Raw genomic sequence first — 17739 nt, forward strand, 5'->3', positions numbered from 1 at the left:
GCAGGTCTTGGGTAATGTGGATTGATGCTAACATGTAATGACCAGTTATGCTCTAGTCCGTATGCCGCAGTAAAAATTAATTGATTATCAACCAGTAACCGTACCCCTACACACGTTGGGACTTCTACCCAGCGAGATATGGCATCTGCACTATTTTTATAAGGTGAATGTTGATGCTTTAAATGCATTCTTGCTTGGTTTTTAACTTCCCAATTAATCATAGGTAATTGCTGTTGTAGCAATGCGGCATAATGCGCTTCAGTTGCTAATGAGCAGTCATTAGGATCAAAATACACCACATCAACATCATTTAATGGTGTCATCGGTAAATGATGTAAGTAATCCCAAATCGCATTACGAACAAACCCAGCAGCTATAAACCAATCAGGTAAATTCAAGGTTTGCACTGCACGTAGACATGCCATTCTAAGAGGATCTGCTGCTATGACGATGGCAGTATTTGAAACTAAGTCAGCCATATATTAAGATCCTTTATCGGTGCATCTTTATAAATAACAATAGGTATAAGCAGTAACATCTGTACCCAGTAGTAAGTTACGATGTAACAACCTGTTGAATTAATACTGACATACCATCATCATTAGTTAAATCATGAGTTAATGCCATCTGCATGATTTCTTCAGCATCATAGCAATTACCATCGTAGACAACGACGATACTAGTATCACCCGCTTGTAAAAAATGGCTTTCACCATAGGGTGTATAACGAGTCGCTCCAATGCTGATCACCGCTTGTGTTGGATACTGACTCTGTTCTAATAAATCAGCAATATTTTCAGTCGGTCCAACATCTTGCTGGTGGTTCATTCGTTCAATAATCCAATCTAATAATGTGTCATGAAAATAACTGTAACCAATCACGGCACTGTCTTCACCATAACGATGAATTTCACCATCACGACAATGGAAACTCGCGATACGGTAACGGTCTAAAACACCACCCGCAGAAAAATGATCAATAGCAATAAGGTGATCGCTTATACCTTTACTATTTGCCCCCCAGTTTTTCTTTTCACTGATTTTTTTTGCTTGCGGTTTTCGAATTGAACAATCGTTATAAGCACCAAATTGACGTGGAATTAAATCTGATACCGTTTGACGGCTATCATCAGTGGTATATATAACATCACAAACAAGCACCACTTCAGGTTCAATTTGAAGGTTATCTGCATTATTAGGAGGCGTGATCTTTGTTGAAGATAATGGGTATGTTGCTAACTGCCCTGTATTAATATTTGGAAGATAAAAAGGGAAAATAGCCTTAGGTTGTGTGGCTTCTTTTACTGCAACAGTAATAAAATCTACAGCTTCACCCGCTTGCTCTAAATGACCAGCAAAATTACCCGCCACACCAAAACCAATACATTGATTAAACACGATTTATCCATCAATAAGCAAAAAATAGTTGCTTATAATAATCAAAATTTACGTCATTTTCCGTTATCAAGTTAACAATTATTCCAACTCAATAAACAGCATTCTCATTTTTGACTCAATCTTAATCACAGTTTCATCAGCTAGATAATCATCAACTAACTACACTGAAGGTAATAGGAAAATGAGGATTAATAATGCGCTTACATATACCACATAATACAACCCGTTATTTATTACTCTTGCTTCTTATAATATTCAGCTCTCGTCATTCAGTTGTACTCGCAGCACAACCTACATCAAAAGCAATAAATAGCAATCCCGCGACACTTTACGCGCCATTATTATTACCGTGGCAAGCAGCAATAACGTCATCAAATATAACGTCGGTATCATGCGGTGCCGTTATTATTGATGAATATTGGTTAATAACCGCAGCTCACTGTACTCAAAATTATATTTATCATGTTATTGCCGGAACGTCATCGATCCCACAAAAAAATTCGCAGCAGCTTAATGATAAATATAAATTCACCATTACGCATACAATAAATCATCCTAATTATGATGATGATATATTTACTAATGATATTGCGTTGATACGTGTTAATCGTTCTTTATTTACTGTTGCCAAACCGATTGTTATTGCCTCGGTAAATGAGCAAATAACAGCTAATAATATTTTTGATAATAATTGGGTAATACATAAAAACTCAAAAGCCAACCTCATTGCATCTGGCTGGGGGAAATCAAATATTGGTACAATAATAAACGACCAAAATCAATTACAAGTAGTAACATTAGCGGGTATTCCTGATCAATACTGCAATGGCCTGCAAGCCAACAAATCACAGATTATTTGTGCCGACTCTAATATTGATGGCCTACTTAAAGATGTGTGCAGTGGTGATTCAGGAGGCCCCTTAATTTGGCAAAATCCACAGCATATAGCCAATAATGACTTTGGTTTACGTGTCCTTGGCATCGTCAGCAATGGCGCACCATGTGAACATCGATTAAATCATCCAGCGCAACAATATCAACACTTACACGGCCAATATACCGAATTAGCATCTTTTCGAACTTGGATTGAGGCGTCGATTAAACACTATGATGACCTGCCCCATTTTTCCTTAGCCACACACTATAATTCACCTAATTACAAGTACGATCCTTTTGGCCTTGTTGATGATTACCCTCAAAACCAAGATCTTAATCTATTCTTAGTTTCAACTCAGCCTCAATCTGCTGGAAATATACCAATTAAAGTTTTGATTATACTTGCAGCAATTGCTTTATTTCGAAAAAGAATCAATTTATTATAGATATGAAGTTATAACTGTCTATTTATGAATAATAAAAAATACATTATTGTCATCAATAAATATTACGTAATAATAGAGCTACATTGATATTTAAACGGATATTATTAAATGGATTTCTTTCCCATATTTCTAAAAATAAATAACAAACAAATCTTAGTTATCGGTGGCGGTGAAGTTGCTTGTCGTAAAGTTGATTTATTATTAAAAGCACACGCTAATGTCACCGTTGTATCACCACAACTACATCCTCATTTACAAAAATTAGTGCAACAACAGCAAATCATACACATCGATCAAGCTTATCAGCCATCACAACTTAGTGGTGCAGATCAAGTGTGGGCAACAACAGATTCCGCGGAACTTAACCATCAAATTTACCATGATGCGAACGCATTAAAAATTTGGACGAATGTTGTTGATGATCCAACATTTTGTGATTTTATTACGCCATCAATGGTCGATCGTTCTCCCATTCAAGTTGCTATCTCTAGCGGTGGCGCATCGCCGGTATTAGTCCGTTATTTACGTGAACGTTTAGAAACTTATTTACCACAGAATTTAAGTTTACTTGCAACATTCTCAGGTAAACAACGTCAGCGTATTAAGCAACATTTCACTACCGTTGACGAGCGTCGAAAATTTTGGGAACAATTTTTCAAATTAAGTGCAGTTGAAAATGCCCGTACGACAGAAGAATTAGAAGCCGCTTTTCAGTTATTATTAGCTGAAAAGAATCATTGCAGTGGCAATATTTACCTCATTGAAACTGGTCATGATCCTGAATTACTCAGCCTAAAAGCATTGCGACTCATGCAACAGTCAGAATATGTTCTTTTCCATGATGATGTAGCCGATGTGTTTGTTGATTTATGCCGACGCGATGCTGATCGTGAGCGCTGTGATCATAAAAACATTCAAGCCTTAACTGACAATCTTATACAGCAAGGTATTCGAGTTTGCATCCTTGCAACTAAGGATAACCACCGCCCAGGAATTAAAAAATATTGTGCCAATCACAATGGTATTTTCGTTCCTATTTTTGGTTGAAACACTTTCACACTAAACTAAAAACGCAGAACCGAAGCACTGCGTTTTTGTTATCAATACTTATTAGCTATATATTCTTAGCTATTTATTTGCTCATAATTTGGTGACATTTTTGCATGTAACCATATGCCAGTGGTTTTCATCAAATAACCAAAAATCACACCAACGATAAGAGATGGAATAACAAGTTGCCAATCGCCAGCGGCTGCAAATGTTGCACAAGAACCAATAAATGTACCAGGAATAAAACTTAACCATTGTTTTTTTGCTTGAGCACACATCATAAATGCAACAAGTGCCGTGATGATATAGCCCATAATTTCTAAATTGATCATGGTTGATAGTTTAATTATCACCATCGCCCAAAAAACACCACTTAGATTAGTCGCAATACTTAATCCAACACCTTTAAGCCCATCTCGTTGCAAAGCAAAGTATGTGGTACACCCTAAAAAGCCCCCCCAGCTAAGTAACCCTAAAGAAACAGCAATCCAGCCCCATACTCCAGAAAGAATACCCGTTGTTAAAGCAATCGCAATAAGCAAAGACATCATTGATCTCGCATCAATTTTCAATGATGTGTAGTCTATAGCAACCAAAGCAGCACTTAAAACGATTTAGATCACATTCAGATAAATAACCTTACATTCAGTTACTATTTAAAGTGATACGTATCACAGCTTAATTTTCTGTATCAAGGACTAAAAAACACAATAAAATCCAGATTAAAAATTGCGGATATAGCAAACTATGATAATTTATTCGTTCTATTTGTTTGCTGGAGTGTCTTCATGGGACCTTTAATGCTTGATGTTTCAAGCTATGAACTTGATGCAGAAGAACGTGAAATTATTCAACACCCTACTGTTGGGGGCATTATTTTCTTTGCTCGTAACTACGATAATCGCGATCAACTTCGAGCACTGATAAAAGATATACGCCAAACAGCAAAACGCCCGCTTATTATTGGTGTTGATCAAGAAGGAGGACGTGTTCAGCGTTTTAGAGAACAATTTTCTATATTACCTCCCGCTCGTGCATTTGCAGAATCAGACAATGGTCTAGCACTTGCAACAACCGGTGGATGGCTAATGGCCGCTGAATTACTGGCAATGGATATCGATATCAGCTTTGCACCCGTTTTGGATTTAGGTTTTGATTGTAAAGCCATTGGCAATCGTGCTTTTTCTGACAATCCAACCGATGTCATTCGTTATGCTTCGGCATTTATTGAGGGGATGACGACCGCAGGTATGGCAGCAACAGGTAAACATTTCCCTGGTCATGGTGGTGTTATTGCAGATTCACACCTCGAAACACCTTATGATTCACGTGATAATATCAAGCAGCATGATATGACTGTATTCACAGATTTAATCAGTAATAATAAGCTTCAAGGGATCATGCCAGCTCACGTCGTTTTTGATGCTTATGATGAACGCCCTGCCAGTGGTTCTGAATATTGGCTTAAACAAGTGCTTCGCCGTGATTTAGGTTTTAACGGTGTTATCTTTTCTGATGATTTAAATATGAAAGGTGCCGATGTATTAGGTACCTATGGTGAACGTGCTGTTGCCGCTCAACAATCAGGTTGTGATATGGTTATGCTATGTAATAACCGAGAAGGCGCAGTACAAGCATTAGATGGACTGCCACAAACTCAGGTCAATATTTTAAATTCATTATTGAAAAAACCAACTCCTGAATTTGATGCATTAATGCAGACCCGTGAATGGAAACAAGCACAACAATCAATTTCACACCTAGTCGACACATGGAATAGCAAGAATAATTAATTAAAATCTATCGCACTTTATTCTCATTTAATTTTAAGAATAAAGTGCTTTTAATTATTGGTTTTATCCTACTTAAGATAATCATGAAACCGTTCAATTTTTAAAGAATATAAAAATAATCATCGATTTAAATCATAGATGACTTTACTTAAGTATCTCCTTTCACTAATAATATATTACCTTAAAACCAATATTATGATGTTAGAAATAATATGATAGAAGTGCCATTTAGTACTTGTATCATATCAAGGATATTTAGCATCAAAATTACTTATATTTAAACGCTATAAACTATCTTTTGAATAATCGACAGACTTGGAACATTTCTTTTTCTCTTTCAAGAGAATACAAAACGCACCAACAATAAACGCTACGGTAAGTATAATTTCCATAATTGACCTTTATATCTATAAAATAAAACCATCTGATAATTTTCAGTTCATAAGTCATTGAGATCTGGCTATCGCTCTGTTCAAATCCTCAATAACTTACATTATTGTACTAACAACAGCTTAAATAAGTTATAAAGTTGTGACAATTTACGGTTAAAATTTATGCTCCGCACAACATTTTTCATAAAAATCACGCTATGCCTAACGTTATTGAGTATGAAAGTTCACAAACATCATACTTTGCCAAATTTATCGAACAATAATTTTAGCAGTGGCAATATAAATATTGACTCATATCATATATTTTGCCTGACCTTATACTCTCTTAATAGTAGTTTCAACTTATCGCACTAGTTATTAGTACAATGTATTATCAGCATATTGTATTGGTATAAAGTATCCCTTATTAACTATAGTATTAAATACAATGAAAATCATATTCTTTACAAATAAGAGTAATATCAGATGAAAACAGATAAGGTTAAACTTTTATTTATCATGGTGTTAATAGATAACAGCCGTATTTGATTTTATTATTCTTGCCGAATAAGCTCTAAACGCTCAACATCAGCATAAAACGCCACCATTTTCACACGACTAATCGCATATTCAAAACTACTTTCCTGACACAACAGATGTCGTGAGGAAGCAATCCAATCTCGAGGATGTTGTACCATCTTATTATTATATTGCCGTTCTAATTCAGTGCAATTCACATACCGTTGGCAGGCATCATATCGTTCTTCTTTTAGCATTAACCAGTGTACTTCAAATTGATACAATGCATTATTTAATTCATTAAAGTTATCGTTAGTAATTTGTCCTTTAAGGGCATTAACTTGTTGTAATTGTAAGTAAATAAATTCATTAAAATAATCTTTAGTTTGAGGTGCTAAATATGTACCGCACAGCTCTCCATAATGAACATTGGTACTTTTATTTAATTCCGCAACATCTGCAGATGAACAGGCTATAGCTAAAAATAATGCACAGAGTAATGAGAATGGCTTCATATTACCCTCCAATGATAAATTATTAACATCAGTATGACTTATTCACTGTTAGGCTGCTTTAATTATGCCAAAGTTCTTATAATTAAGATTTTCACATACAAAAAACCAGCAATGTTGTTAGCATTACTGGCTATTATTCGTTTTAACACATTAAAATTTATTGTGTTTTAAATATTTGTACGGTTTCAAGTTTAGTCATTTTTCGAATTTGACGCCAAACAAAATAAAAAATCCCCATCATCATAAGCATTGATGGAATAGCAATAACGGGATAGCTTAACAACGTCATGCGGCCAAGCTCTTCATTAAATGCTTCAGTTCCAGCCTGACTTGTTACGATCACTGTAGCCAAAATATAATTCATAACAGAAGAAAAAACAAAGGTACTTGCAAATAAATAATTAGATTGAACTAAGCAACGATCAAATGCTTGTTGTTGATCATATTCCATTAATTTTTGCTTTATTAAGCCTAAGTTTAAAATACTCTCATTGAATATCATTTTAGTCACTATCGGATATTTAGTAAAAGTAGAGCCTAAAACAACAACACCAATAATACCCGGAATCAGCGCTTCTTTGACCGCCAACCATTGAGTGTCAAGTTGTAAAACCCCAATACCTCCAGTGAGTAAGACACTCACAATGCCGAGAATTGCTATAAAGTTAAGTTTCTTATTTTTTAATAATTCATAGCTACCAAATGCAACAGGAAAAGCCAAAGCAACTAACAATGCCCCTACCGAGCCTAAACGATCATCACCACTCATTTTCATTAAAATGATTGATGGAACAACAACGTTAAAAATAATTTCATTCAACGGATTTGTTTTCTTTTCAGCCATAATTCCTAATAATTTCCTTTATTCATAATTATGTCACTTTAAATAGAGCTCAATATAAATACGTTAATTCAGTACAACTCTTCTAAAATTATCGTTGGTATTATAGTAAAAGCGATAGAAACTGCTCTTTCTTTGTTTTAATTGTTTCGTTTATTATCATAACTGTAAAGCACAATATCGTTACAAATCATTAAAATATTCTTCAATAAAGCAACGTCATTGATTTAATCACCATCAAAAACTACCATTAACCGCTAAACTAGCCATAACAGCTAAAGTACATGCACACGCTAATATTGCTAACACGGGTTTAGTTTTAGTTAATAACGACATTAACCATAGCCCTGTTGCGGCCACCAAGCATCCCACACTTACCATGCGCCAGATAAACGGCAATAAAATCCCTGACTGAGTTTGTTCAACAAGAGTTGCTAAATCTAGACATGCAACAATAAAGACAATAACACTAATCAATGTACCAAATAGTGGTAATCCAACATTCAGAGGATCAACTTTGTGCTTTGCTTTTATTAGCATCGAATGTGCTAACAGACTTCCGCCAAAACCAACACTGAAAACCGTTGTAATTATATTGCCAATATGACCATTGCTAGCACTAAAGCTTAAAATATTGACAACATAAGCTATACTCCACAAGAGCATGACACCGATAATAAGCTTACGCGAGCCCTCTTTTCCAATCAGACGATTTTCACACAAACTATAAATTAACGTTAAAGCGACAAACACTAAAACAAACACAACCGTATTCGCATTGCTGGCAATGCTACTTGATGGTAATGCTATTAAAGTAGCTTCACGTATTAACAATGAAGCAATTAATAGCCAACTGATAAAGGGAAGTTGCTTCATTACCCGGTCATGTTGTCCAAAACATAATTTACCCGATAACATTACCCCACCAATAATAATGAAGGCCCCTATCGAAAATTGTTCTAACACTTCAGACAATAACATTGACCAATTATTCCACTGCATTTTAACTCCTAATACAGCTTTACTTAGACATAAGATATTGGTCGATATAACCAACGTCTTATACCATAACGCATTTTAGTAAATCGCTATTTTGCCTAATTGTCTGAATGAGTGCAAAAAGCTTTGGTACAAAAAAACAAATTTACTCACTAAAATAAGCACTAATAAGTATTTATAAAATAAACAAACCAAAAGATAGCAACATTCTTGCCCATAAGGCATATTAATTTCAGTTTCCTACCACAAACCTCATTCAGTTACAGAATAAAATTTACATTTGTATGATCTAAATATAAAAAAGATAACGATCATAGAATTTTTAGCATTTAATAAGATAAAAGATTGACGAAGGATGATTGAAACAGGTATCTTATTTTTTATAGTGAAATAAGATTTTACATGCTACATAAAATCTCATTTCAAACCAATTATTCGGTGCTCTATCTATCAAGTACATAGTGCAACTCTCATTTTGATGAGACCCCACTTGATGCAGAGTAAAATCACCACTTTGCCTGTTAATTTATCATCAGGCTACAGAATTAAAGTGAGTAATCAGATGTTTGCAATTATTAACACCAACGTATTTGATGGTAAAATTATTAAAGAAAATCAAGCCATCTTTATTGAAAACGATCTTATTTCACGTATTGTTCCAATGTCTGCCATATTAGAGAGTGAATTACCACAAGAAACGTTTGATGCAAAAGGTTTACTAGCATCACCTGGCTTTATTGATGTACAGCTAAATGGTTGTGGTGGTGTATTACTTAACACTGCTATCTGTAAAGAAACCCTTGATACCATGAATCAAGCAAACTTAAAAAGTGGTACTACACAGTTTTTACCAACATTCATTACCAGTGACGCTGAGTCAATGATTGAAGTGCTTGATATGGTTGGAGCGATGGAAGATCGCACCCAACAAGGTGTGTTAGGTTTACACCTTGAAGGTCCTTTCATTAGTACAGAAAAGAAAGGCGCACACCGCGAAGAGTTCATTCGTGAATTAGACAAGAACACAGCTAAGTATCTTGCTGAGAACGCAGATAAAATTTGCGTATTAACCGTTGCACCTGAAAATACATCACAAGAAGTTATCGATATTGTCCGTAATGCAGGTATTACAGTATCACTAGGTCATACTAATGCGACTTACGAGCAAGTTGAAGAGAAAGAAGGCCTAACCATGGCTACTCACCTTTATAATGCAATGACACCATTAGGTTCTCGTGAGCCGGGTGTTGTTGGTTACATCTTCGATAAAAAACCACATGCAGGTATTATTGTTGATGGTATCCATGCGTCTTACCCATCAGTACGTATTGCTCACGAAATTTTAGGTGAACAACTATTTATGGTAACTGATGCAGTTGCTCCTGCGGGCACCGATATGACTGAGTTTGATATGGCTGGCTTACAAGCTTATGTAACTGACGGCAAATGTCATTACAAAGACGGCACTATCGCAGGTTCTGCGGTAACAATGGAACAAGGTCTAAATAACCTTATTGATCACGTCGGCCTTTCTCGTGAAGAAGCATTGCGTATGGCAACATTATACCCAGCAAAAGCAATCAAAGTTGATAACGAATATGGCTTACTAAAAGCGGGCTACAAGGCGAATATCACATTGCTTTCTGATGACAACCAAGTTAAGCATGTTTACCAAATGGGTAAAAAAGCATTCTAATTTAAGTTAATACCTCAAAAAGCAAAGGCTGCCATTCAATGAATGGCAGCCTTTTTCATAATGCTTTTTAATTTTGATGATAATAATTAAATCTGTGATGTGGTCGTCGTTGGAGTTATCAATGTTGCAGCTCGCTTTGTTGGCGTTGTAAAAATTTCTGTATTCCGTTTTTCTGCAACAGACATTTGATATTCTCGCAATTTAAAATAACCATAACTCACCACTATCGAGAAGAACAAGTAAGACAATGAAAATACAAATGGTGAACTGAGTAAATTAGCTTTAACAACCCAAATCACGCCAGTTACTGTAATGACTAATTTCGCCATCATCGCCACAAGTAACATAAGTAATGCTAATTGCGGATAACGTGTCGCACGAAAAGCTAACCAATACGCAGTTCCTATCGCGATAGCTGCAATGCCAAAGCCAGCCATAAACGAATGGAAATGCTCACCGGATAGTATTCCAGCAACGATAGATAGTAAGATAATCACCCCAAATATCATATCCCCTCACTTATAATATCCACAAAACATCTCGATGTAGTCTCTGAGCGTATTTTCTCACCTAAAGATCAACTTGTATATATGGAGTAAAAGATTCCATTTATAGTGGCAAATGGTTAATCAGTAGCAATAAACAACCTAACTAATTGTTATTAAATAATTATAGTCGATAAAACAACTGATAAAATACTTAATAACGATAGCGTTATTTTATGACAAAAAAAATTACTTTAGACATTAACACCACAAAAATAACAATTGCTAGTTATTTATATAATAAATTTGGTTAAAAAATGAGTTTAGCCACATTTAATCGTAAGTAATAGATTGAATGATTTATTTTTCATCATTAACAAAAAAACCGTTATAAGTATGGATAAACTTATAACGGCTTTAAAAACTAATGAATCACAATGAACATGAAGATACTAATAGCCAATGTTACTGCACCAACGGTTAGTAATAATTCAAAGAGATGTTTGGTCATATTACACCACACTTTCAGTTACAGCGTAACTTATTGCGGTTAATAAAAAACTCAGCTTATTATAGTAAGTCAGGCATTAACCCTTTGTTTCTTTAATAATAGTATAGTTATGAATACTAAATCTTAGCTGAACAACTTACACCTGAATGTTAAAGATAATATGGAAATTCAATCGATTTATTTTCATCATCATAAATATTATGAGGTAACACACATCATCTCTATAAAATCAACATGGTGAATCATATTATTATTCAACACCCATCACAAAAAACGCCATTAACCATATGATTTATAAATACAAATTATATAGTTAGAGCAATATTCCTCATGCTTTTATCATTGATATGCATCTACTCTACTCACTTTTTTTTATATTTTATGCCACCATAAGTGTAATAACAGAATCAGTATTAGCAGCACCAATAAAAACAGTGATCAAATTATCACCAGCTCCAGTAACACAACATACGGTTAAACTTCCCTTAAATGAGTATCATGCTTTAGAAATCTTAGCCTTGAAGAAAGTAAGCAGTGGCCAGGTTCCCCGCCCTTATGATTTATCATCAGCTAACGATGATATAGGCGTCGATATTAATCATAATAATATAAGGGATGACTATGAACGACTATTACTCAATCAATATCAACGACCTGAATATGTTGCTATGGGCATTTTAGCTGCAGCACATTGGGACCGACTAATAGCGACTTATAGTCAAAAAGATCGCATACACTTAATTACAGCAATAACATTAATCACCAATAATATTGCTATTAATCAATGTTACTACTCATTACAGCAGATAGATAACACCTTGATATCACCTATATTAAACTACTTTAATACCGAGCAACATCTAGAGATAAAAAACCAAGCAGAAGAAAAACTATTAGCTATTATAGCCACATCCCCATTCACTATTACCTTTGAACCACAACCTTGTCAGAAATTTACACTCTTGGCCGAGTCGATGTTGCAAACTACACTCATCCCACAGTGATTGTGGTTATATCTCGTTATATATCAATAGGAATGTAAACTTGCCTGCTAAATTGACATAAAAACGACACGACAATTAATATGCTGTGCCATCATAATAAATTCAATAATATCCACTATATGTATATTTCTTTTCCATACACAGAAATACTATATTTATGATTTGATAGTGGTTTTTAGTAGTTCGCTGTATAATGCTCGACCTAAATTATTCAGCTATCACAGTTACGGAATCCAATGAGTAAAATATCAACCTTTCTAAAAGGCATGGCGATGGGTGCAGCTGATGTTGTCCCTGGCGTGTCAGGCGGTACTATCGCATTTATCACCGGTATTTACGATACGCTGCTTGAAAGCATTCGTCGTATCAATCCAAGCTTAATAAAAATAATTCGCAACGGTGGCATTAAAGCCGCATTTGAACACGTTAATGGTACTTTCCTAATCTGTTTATTTGGTGGCATATTAACAAGTATATTTACGTTAGCGAAAGTAATAACTTGGATGCTTCATACTCATCCAATTCCATTATGGTCATTTTTCTTTGGCTTAATTATCATTTCCGTTATCCACATGCTCAAACAAGTTGAAAAATGGAATATTGCTAGCTTTATAGCTATTATCCTTGGTATAGCATTTGCCTATGGTATTACCGTACTGCACCCAGTAGCAATGGATCCTACACCATTAAATATCTTTATTGCTGGCGCTATCGCTATCTGTGCAATGATCTTACCAGGCATCTCTGGTAGCTTTATTTTACTTTTGCTTGGTATGTATGCACCTATTCTCGCTGCCGCAAAGTCAGTGGATGTATTTACACTAGGTTTGTTTGCTGTTGGCTGTGTTGCTGGCCTGTTGACATTCTCTCATGTACTGTCATGGATTTTACGCAATTACCGTGATCTTGCTCTAACACTGCTAACAGGTTTAATGATTGGTACTTTAGGTAAGATTTGGCCTTGGAAAGAAGTCTTAACATGGCGTACAAATTCACACGGTGAACAAGTACCACTGCTTGAGCATAACTTATCACCATTTAATTATGAAAATGTAACCGGTCATCCCGCTCTACTTGGTTACGCCATCACTGCAATGATTTTAGGTCTTGCGGTTGTTTGGAGCCTTGAAAAATACGCTGAACGTAATGACTAATCACTAATAATCAAAAGTATTGAAGAGTAGCCTTCGTGGCTACTTTTTTTATTCTTTGTATATATCCATGCCGCCACATCACAAAAAACTACTCTGCACCTACCTTTTATAAACATCTCTATTCATAATTCATTTATTCCGCACAGATTCTTCGGGAACATTTAAGGATGAATGAATGAAACACCAATGGTTAGTTCTTGCTTTGGCTTTAATTGCTGGACTGCTTGCCCGTCACATGATGGACAGTAACGATCCAGAAGTTGCACGTGAACCCTACTACCCAATGAATTATTTGGAATCAGGTACAGAGGTTATTGATTTATTTGCCCCTGAAGACGAACGTATTCGTTTAGTCTATTTTGGCTACACACAATGTCCAGATATCTGTCCAACCTCGTTAGCTGTATTGTCAGCAGCTCTAAAGGCAATTCCACAACAACAACGAGATAAATTATGGCCTGTTTTTATTAGTCTTGATCCAATGCGTGATTCAGCAGATAAAACAGCTCAATATGCGGCTTATTTTGACCCGACTATTACAGGGGCAACAGGGACAGAACAACAAATTAAATCATTAGCAGACACATACGGCGTACTCTATATTAAAAACGAATTAAATAATTCTAAAATAAAATACGTCATTGATCACAATTCTTATTTTTATTTTCTAAAACCTTCTGGTGAGCTAATTAAAAAGCTTCCCCATATGGCAAATCCAGCTCAATTAATCGCAGCAATTCCGATAATAACGTCAGAGATAGTCAGTAATGAATGATTAAAAAAACAAAAACACCAGCCAAAATAGTGAACACTATTCATATCTATTATATTTATAACTTATATGATCTGCTTTTTAATACCATAATATAAATAGCACTTATTTTTAATACGGCTTTTTTGCTCATTTTTTAATCTATTATGTTATTTATTTGAGTATTTGCAAAATTTTACATTACCCTGACTTTAGCTGTTATTAAAAACGAGAAATTACTTGTAACTCCTTATATTAAGCGGAGTTATTCTCAAACCAGTTTAGATATAAATGCAAAAAAAAGGTTAAATATGTGCTTTTTTTATTCAAAAACGCGAGCTATATCGGATTTTTTTTTCTTGGCTGAAAAAAATTAATGAGCAATTATAATAAGTTATGCCATAATGAATTTGCCAACTCAAACTTTATTCAACAGTTGTAGTGGCTAAATCAATATGGAGATTATATAAAAATGAAACGTACTGTATCTATCTTAGCTGGTGTTTTACTAAGTGCTTCACTTGTAGGTTGTTCTAGCTCTGATGAAGTTAGTCAAATGCAGCAACTAACTAACAAAGTTGACACAATGGCTGAGCAAGTTACTGCACTACAAGGTCAACAAGACCAAATCGTAGGCGCGGTAAATGATTCTCGTGCAGCATCTGACGCAGCATACCAAGAAGCAATGCGCGCTAATAAGCGTATTGACAACATTGCTGGTTCATACACTAAGTAATCAATACTTAGCTATAAAATATCTAAAGAGATGGCTTATGTCGTCTCTTTTTATTTGTCTATCTTTACAGTAATAATTATAAATAGCCCTTCTAAATTCCAATCATATTATCCCAAATAAAAATAAAGCACAGATCACAATAATATGAATTTAATACATCATTAATGGGGTTATCATATTTTATTTTTCCAATAATATGCAAAAAAAAAACGAGATAATATTATCTCGTTTATATAGTAACAACTGACTTACTATGATTTTAAAATTACAGGAAGACCTGATTGTTTATCCAGTTCTGAATATAGTCGCTTTGTCGCCTTGGTATCACCTTCGACATCTTTTAATAATACTTCTGGCGCATCAATACTTTTCTTAACGCCTATCTGAGACTCATCTTTTGATAATGGTGAATGAACCTCAACAATCAATTCACCATCAGGATCTCGTGATGTTTTGATAGGTTGATTAATAATTTGAACTTGAGTACCAAGAGCAACATGAGGGAACAACCACTCAACATCCCAAGGGTTCATACGAATACAGCCACCACTAACGCGCATACCGATACCAAAATCTTTATTAGTACCATGAATAAGGTATTCACCATGACCATAAGCCAATCGCATTTTATAGTCGCCTAATGGATTATTAGGACCTGCGGGAACAACAGCAGGTAAAATATCCCCTTTAGCTGCATGCTCTTTACGTATAGATGCCGGCGGTGTCCATGTTGGATTTTTTACTTTTTCATTAATGGATGTCGTCATACTTGGTGTTTCACGACCAACACGACCGATACCAATAGGGAAAACATACACAATCGAAGCATCATCTTTCGGGAAATAATAAAGACGTAATTCAGCAAGATTGACCACGATGCCTTTATGAGCAACATCTGGCAATATAACTTGCGTAGGTATTTGTAATAACTTTCCTGGCTGTGGTAAAAAAGGATCAACGCCTTTATTTGCAGCCATCATTCCAAGAAAACCCACGTTATACTTATTTGCAATATCAGCAAGGCTATCCCCTTGCTTTACTTCATAATATTCGGCTGTACCAACGATATTACTACCATTGGTTGGTAGCTTATATTCAATTGCATGCGCTGCGGATGAAGCTAAACATGTGAGTGACAAAAGTAATGCGCGGTACACGACAATATCTCCGGTTAAGATCTTACAAACATTTAATCATGGATGTAAAATGCTGTAATTAATTATACACACAATAACTATATTTAATTATTACATGTGATTTTAAGCTTTACTGCCATACTACTTGATATTATTTTAATCTACTAGTTTATCGATAACAGTAAATCTACAATAACATTGATTACAACAAACCAATGAACAGCATGATAGTATCATTTAATTATAACCACTCATAAAAAAGAGCTGTTAAATCTTGGTAAGACCTAGCAGCTCAATCATAATTTTTAAATATTAAACAGTATATTGTTGCAGTAAATACTTCCAATCTCGTCGCTGTTGGTCTAATTTCTGTCTAATCAACTCATATTGTTGCATAAATTCAAAGTTTTCATAATCATTGACTAATTTTTTTTGCTTTAAATCTATTAAACATTTATTTACTTGGTAATAATCAGAAATTTTGCTGATAAGCGCTTCATATTCACATTGTAATTGTTGTAAACGCGCACTGTTGTTCGGCTGTAATTTTAATTTATCCTGTAAACGCTTAAATTCCATTTTTGTACGCGTTTTTTCAATCCTATCTGCTGGGGTTACTTTTAAGTTTGTTGTCCAGCCAAGCCATGAGCAACTCTTAATCAACCATTTTGTTGGATCAAATTGCCACCAGCAAATACCGTTACGGTAATCATTTTCAAAAATATGATGATAATTATGATAGCCCTCACCAAATGTTAGCCATGCAATAATGCCATTATCACGCGCACTATTTCTATCGGTATAAGGCTGAGATCCCCACTTGTGGGCCAATGAATTAATAAAAAAGGTCGTATGATGACTTAATACTAAGCGTAAAACACCAATAAATAGCAATGCACCCCATAAATTACCTAGCAATAATCCTATCACTATAGGTACGCCAATATTCATTATTGCGGCTAATAAGAAATAATATTTGTGCTGCCAAACAACAATAGGATCTTGCTGTAAATCTACACAATTTGAGTAGTCATGGTAACGACTGGCTTGATATTGTCGTAACATCCAACCGATATGGCTATAAAAGAACCCTTTATTAGCTGAGTATGGATCTTTGTTATTATTATCAACATAGCGATGGTGGATTCGATGATCAGAACACCAATGCAGAATACTATTTTGCAATGCAAATGCACCACCAAGAGCAAACATCACTCTCAAAAAACGATTGGCTTGATAACTTTGATGTGCCCACAAACGATGATAACCCGCCGTAATTGACATACCACAACAACAAAAGGCCATGATAGTCATCACAACGAGTATAAGATCAAGCTTATAAGAATAAAGATATAGCGGAACACCAATAACTGCGATAACAAATGTGAGTGTAAATAGAACTACATTTAACCAAATAATAGGCGGTTTTTGCTGTTGAGGTATCATCCTTGTTCACCT

Annotated in this window: 17 protein-coding genes; 8 read left to right on the forward strand and 9 right to left on the reverse strand. The window is 35.0% G+C overall.

Features of this window, described 5'->3' with window-relative positions; all coding sequences use genetic code 11:
* Together Q0V26_RS15005 and Q0V26_RS15010 are read right to left on the reverse strand one after the other, a co-directional pair.
* Positions 1-479 (reverse strand): nucleotidyltransferase family protein (locus tag Q0V26_RS15005; protein ID WP_297483248.1); only part of this gene is annotated, 479 nt, incomplete at its 3' end.
* Between the two features lie 76 nt (positions 480-555).
* On the reverse strand, positions 556-1398 hold the full coding sequence (locus tag Q0V26_RS15010) for a DUF5718 family protein (protein WP_297483250.1): 843 nt from the start codon (positions 1396-1398) through the stop codon (positions 556-558).
* 194 nt (positions 1399-1592) lie between these two features.
* Here Q0V26_RS15010 and Q0V26_RS15015 point away from each other — a divergent pair, with 194 nt between their 5' ends.
* Together Q0V26_RS15015 and Q0V26_RS15020 are read left to right on the forward strand one after the other, a co-directional pair.
* The gene (locus Q0V26_RS15015; RefSeq protein WP_297483253.1) at positions 1593-2720 is read left to right on the forward strand and encodes a serine protease; all 1128 of its coding nucleotides are present in this window, start codon (positions 1593-1595) and stop codon (positions 2718-2720) included.
* Between the two features lie 108 nt (positions 2721-2828).
* The gene (locus Q0V26_RS15020) at positions 2829-3767 is read left to right on the forward strand and encodes an NAD(P)-dependent oxidoreductase (RefSeq protein WP_297483256.1); all 939 of its coding nucleotides are present in this window, start codon (positions 2829-2831) and stop codon (positions 3765-3767) included.
* Between the two features lie 77 nt (positions 3768-3844).
* On the opposite strand, the gene Q0V26_RS15025 is transcribed toward Q0V26_RS15020, so the two are convergent.
* The gene (locus Q0V26_RS15025) at positions 3845-4318 is read right to left on the reverse strand and encodes a DUF1097 domain-containing protein (RefSeq protein WP_297483318.1); all 474 of its coding nucleotides are present in this window, start codon (positions 4316-4318) and stop codon (positions 3845-3847) included.
* A 240-nt stretch (positions 4319-4558) separates the two neighbouring features.
* On the opposite strand from Q0V26_RS15025, the gene nagZ reads away from it, so the two are divergent.
* On the forward strand, positions 4559-5563 hold the full coding sequence (gene nagZ, locus Q0V26_RS15030) for a beta-N-acetylhexosaminidase (RefSeq protein ID WP_297483259.1): 1005 nt from the start codon (positions 4559-4561) through the stop codon (positions 5561-5563).
* Between the two features lie 925 nt (positions 5564-6488).
* On the opposite strand, the gene Q0V26_RS15035 is transcribed toward nagZ, so the two are convergent.
* The 3 genes from Q0V26_RS15035 to Q0V26_RS15045 form a co-directional block, all read right to left on the reverse strand.
* Complete coding sequence (locus Q0V26_RS15035) at positions 6489-6968, reverse strand: hypothetical protein (protein ID WP_297483262.1); 480 nt, start codon at positions 6966-6968, stop codon at positions 6489-6491.
* Positions 6969-7125: 157 nt separating this feature from the next.
* Positions 7126-7812, reverse strand: a complete 687-nt coding sequence (locus Q0V26_RS15040; RefSeq protein ID WP_297483264.1) for a VC0807 family protein — start codon at positions 7810-7812, stop codon at positions 7126-7128.
* Between the two features lie 234 nt (positions 7813-8046).
* Positions 8047-8811, reverse strand: coding sequence for a hypothetical protein (locus Q0V26_RS15045; protein WP_297483267.1), 765 nt, complete (start codon positions 8809-8811; stop codon positions 8047-8049).
* Positions 8812-9370: 559 nt separating this feature from the next.
* Between Q0V26_RS15045 and nagA the strand changes: the two genes are divergently transcribed.
* The gene (nagA, locus tag Q0V26_RS15050) at positions 9371-10504 is read left to right on the forward strand and encodes an N-acetylglucosamine-6-phosphate deacetylase (protein ID WP_297483321.1); all 1134 of its coding nucleotides are present in this window, start codon (positions 9371-9373) and stop codon (positions 10502-10504) included.
* An 86-nt stretch (positions 10505-10590) separates the two neighbouring features.
* On the opposite strand, the gene Q0V26_RS15055 is transcribed toward nagA, so the two are convergent.
* On the reverse strand, positions 10591-11013 hold the full coding sequence (locus Q0V26_RS15055; protein ID WP_297483270.1) for an NADH:ubiquinone oxidoreductase: 423 nt from the start codon (positions 11011-11013) through the stop codon (positions 10591-10593).
* 921 nt (positions 11014-11934) lie between these two features.
* Here Q0V26_RS15055 and Q0V26_RS15060 point away from each other — a divergent pair.
* From Q0V26_RS15060 to Q0V26_RS15075, 4 genes are all read left to right on the forward strand, one after another.
* A complete protein-coding gene (locus tag Q0V26_RS15060) occupies positions 11935-12504 on the forward strand; it encodes a hypothetical protein (protein ID WP_297483272.1) in 570 nt (189 codons plus the stop codon).
* Positions 12505-12740: 236 nt separating this feature from the next.
* Positions 12741-13658, forward strand: a complete 918-nt coding sequence (locus Q0V26_RS15065) for a DUF368 domain-containing protein (RefSeq protein ID WP_297483275.1) — start codon at positions 12741-12743, stop codon at positions 13656-13658.
* A 175-nt stretch (positions 13659-13833) separates the two neighbouring features.
* Entirely contained in the window at positions 13834-14433 is a 600-nt protein-coding gene (locus Q0V26_RS15070) for an SCO family protein (protein ID WP_297483278.1), read from the forward strand.
* 448 nt (positions 14434-14881) lie between these two features.
* Positions 14882-15145, forward strand: a complete 264-nt coding sequence (locus tag Q0V26_RS15075) for an Lpp/OprI family alanine-zipper lipoprotein (protein ID WP_297483281.1) — start codon at positions 14882-14884, stop codon at positions 15143-15145.
* Between the two features lie 251 nt (positions 15146-15396).
* On the opposite strand, the gene Q0V26_RS15080 is transcribed toward Q0V26_RS15075, so the two are convergent.
* Positions 15397-16302, reverse strand: coding sequence for a L,D-transpeptidase family protein (locus tag Q0V26_RS15080; protein WP_297483285.1), 906 nt, complete (start codon positions 16300-16302; stop codon positions 15397-15399).
* Positions 16303-16593: 291 nt separating this feature from the next.
* Positions 16594-17727: a fatty acid desaturase gene (locus Q0V26_RS15085; protein WP_297483289.1), complete on the reverse strand. Its 1134-nt coding sequence runs from the start codon at positions 17725-17727 to the stop codon at positions 16594-16596.
* Between the last annotated feature and the right edge of the window lie 12 nt (positions 17728-17739).

Origin of the sequence: uncultured Photobacterium sp. (genome assembly GCF_947039875.1) — a bacterium.
GTDB lineage: Bacteria > Pseudomonadota > Gammaproteobacteria > Enterobacterales > Vibrionaceae > Photobacterium.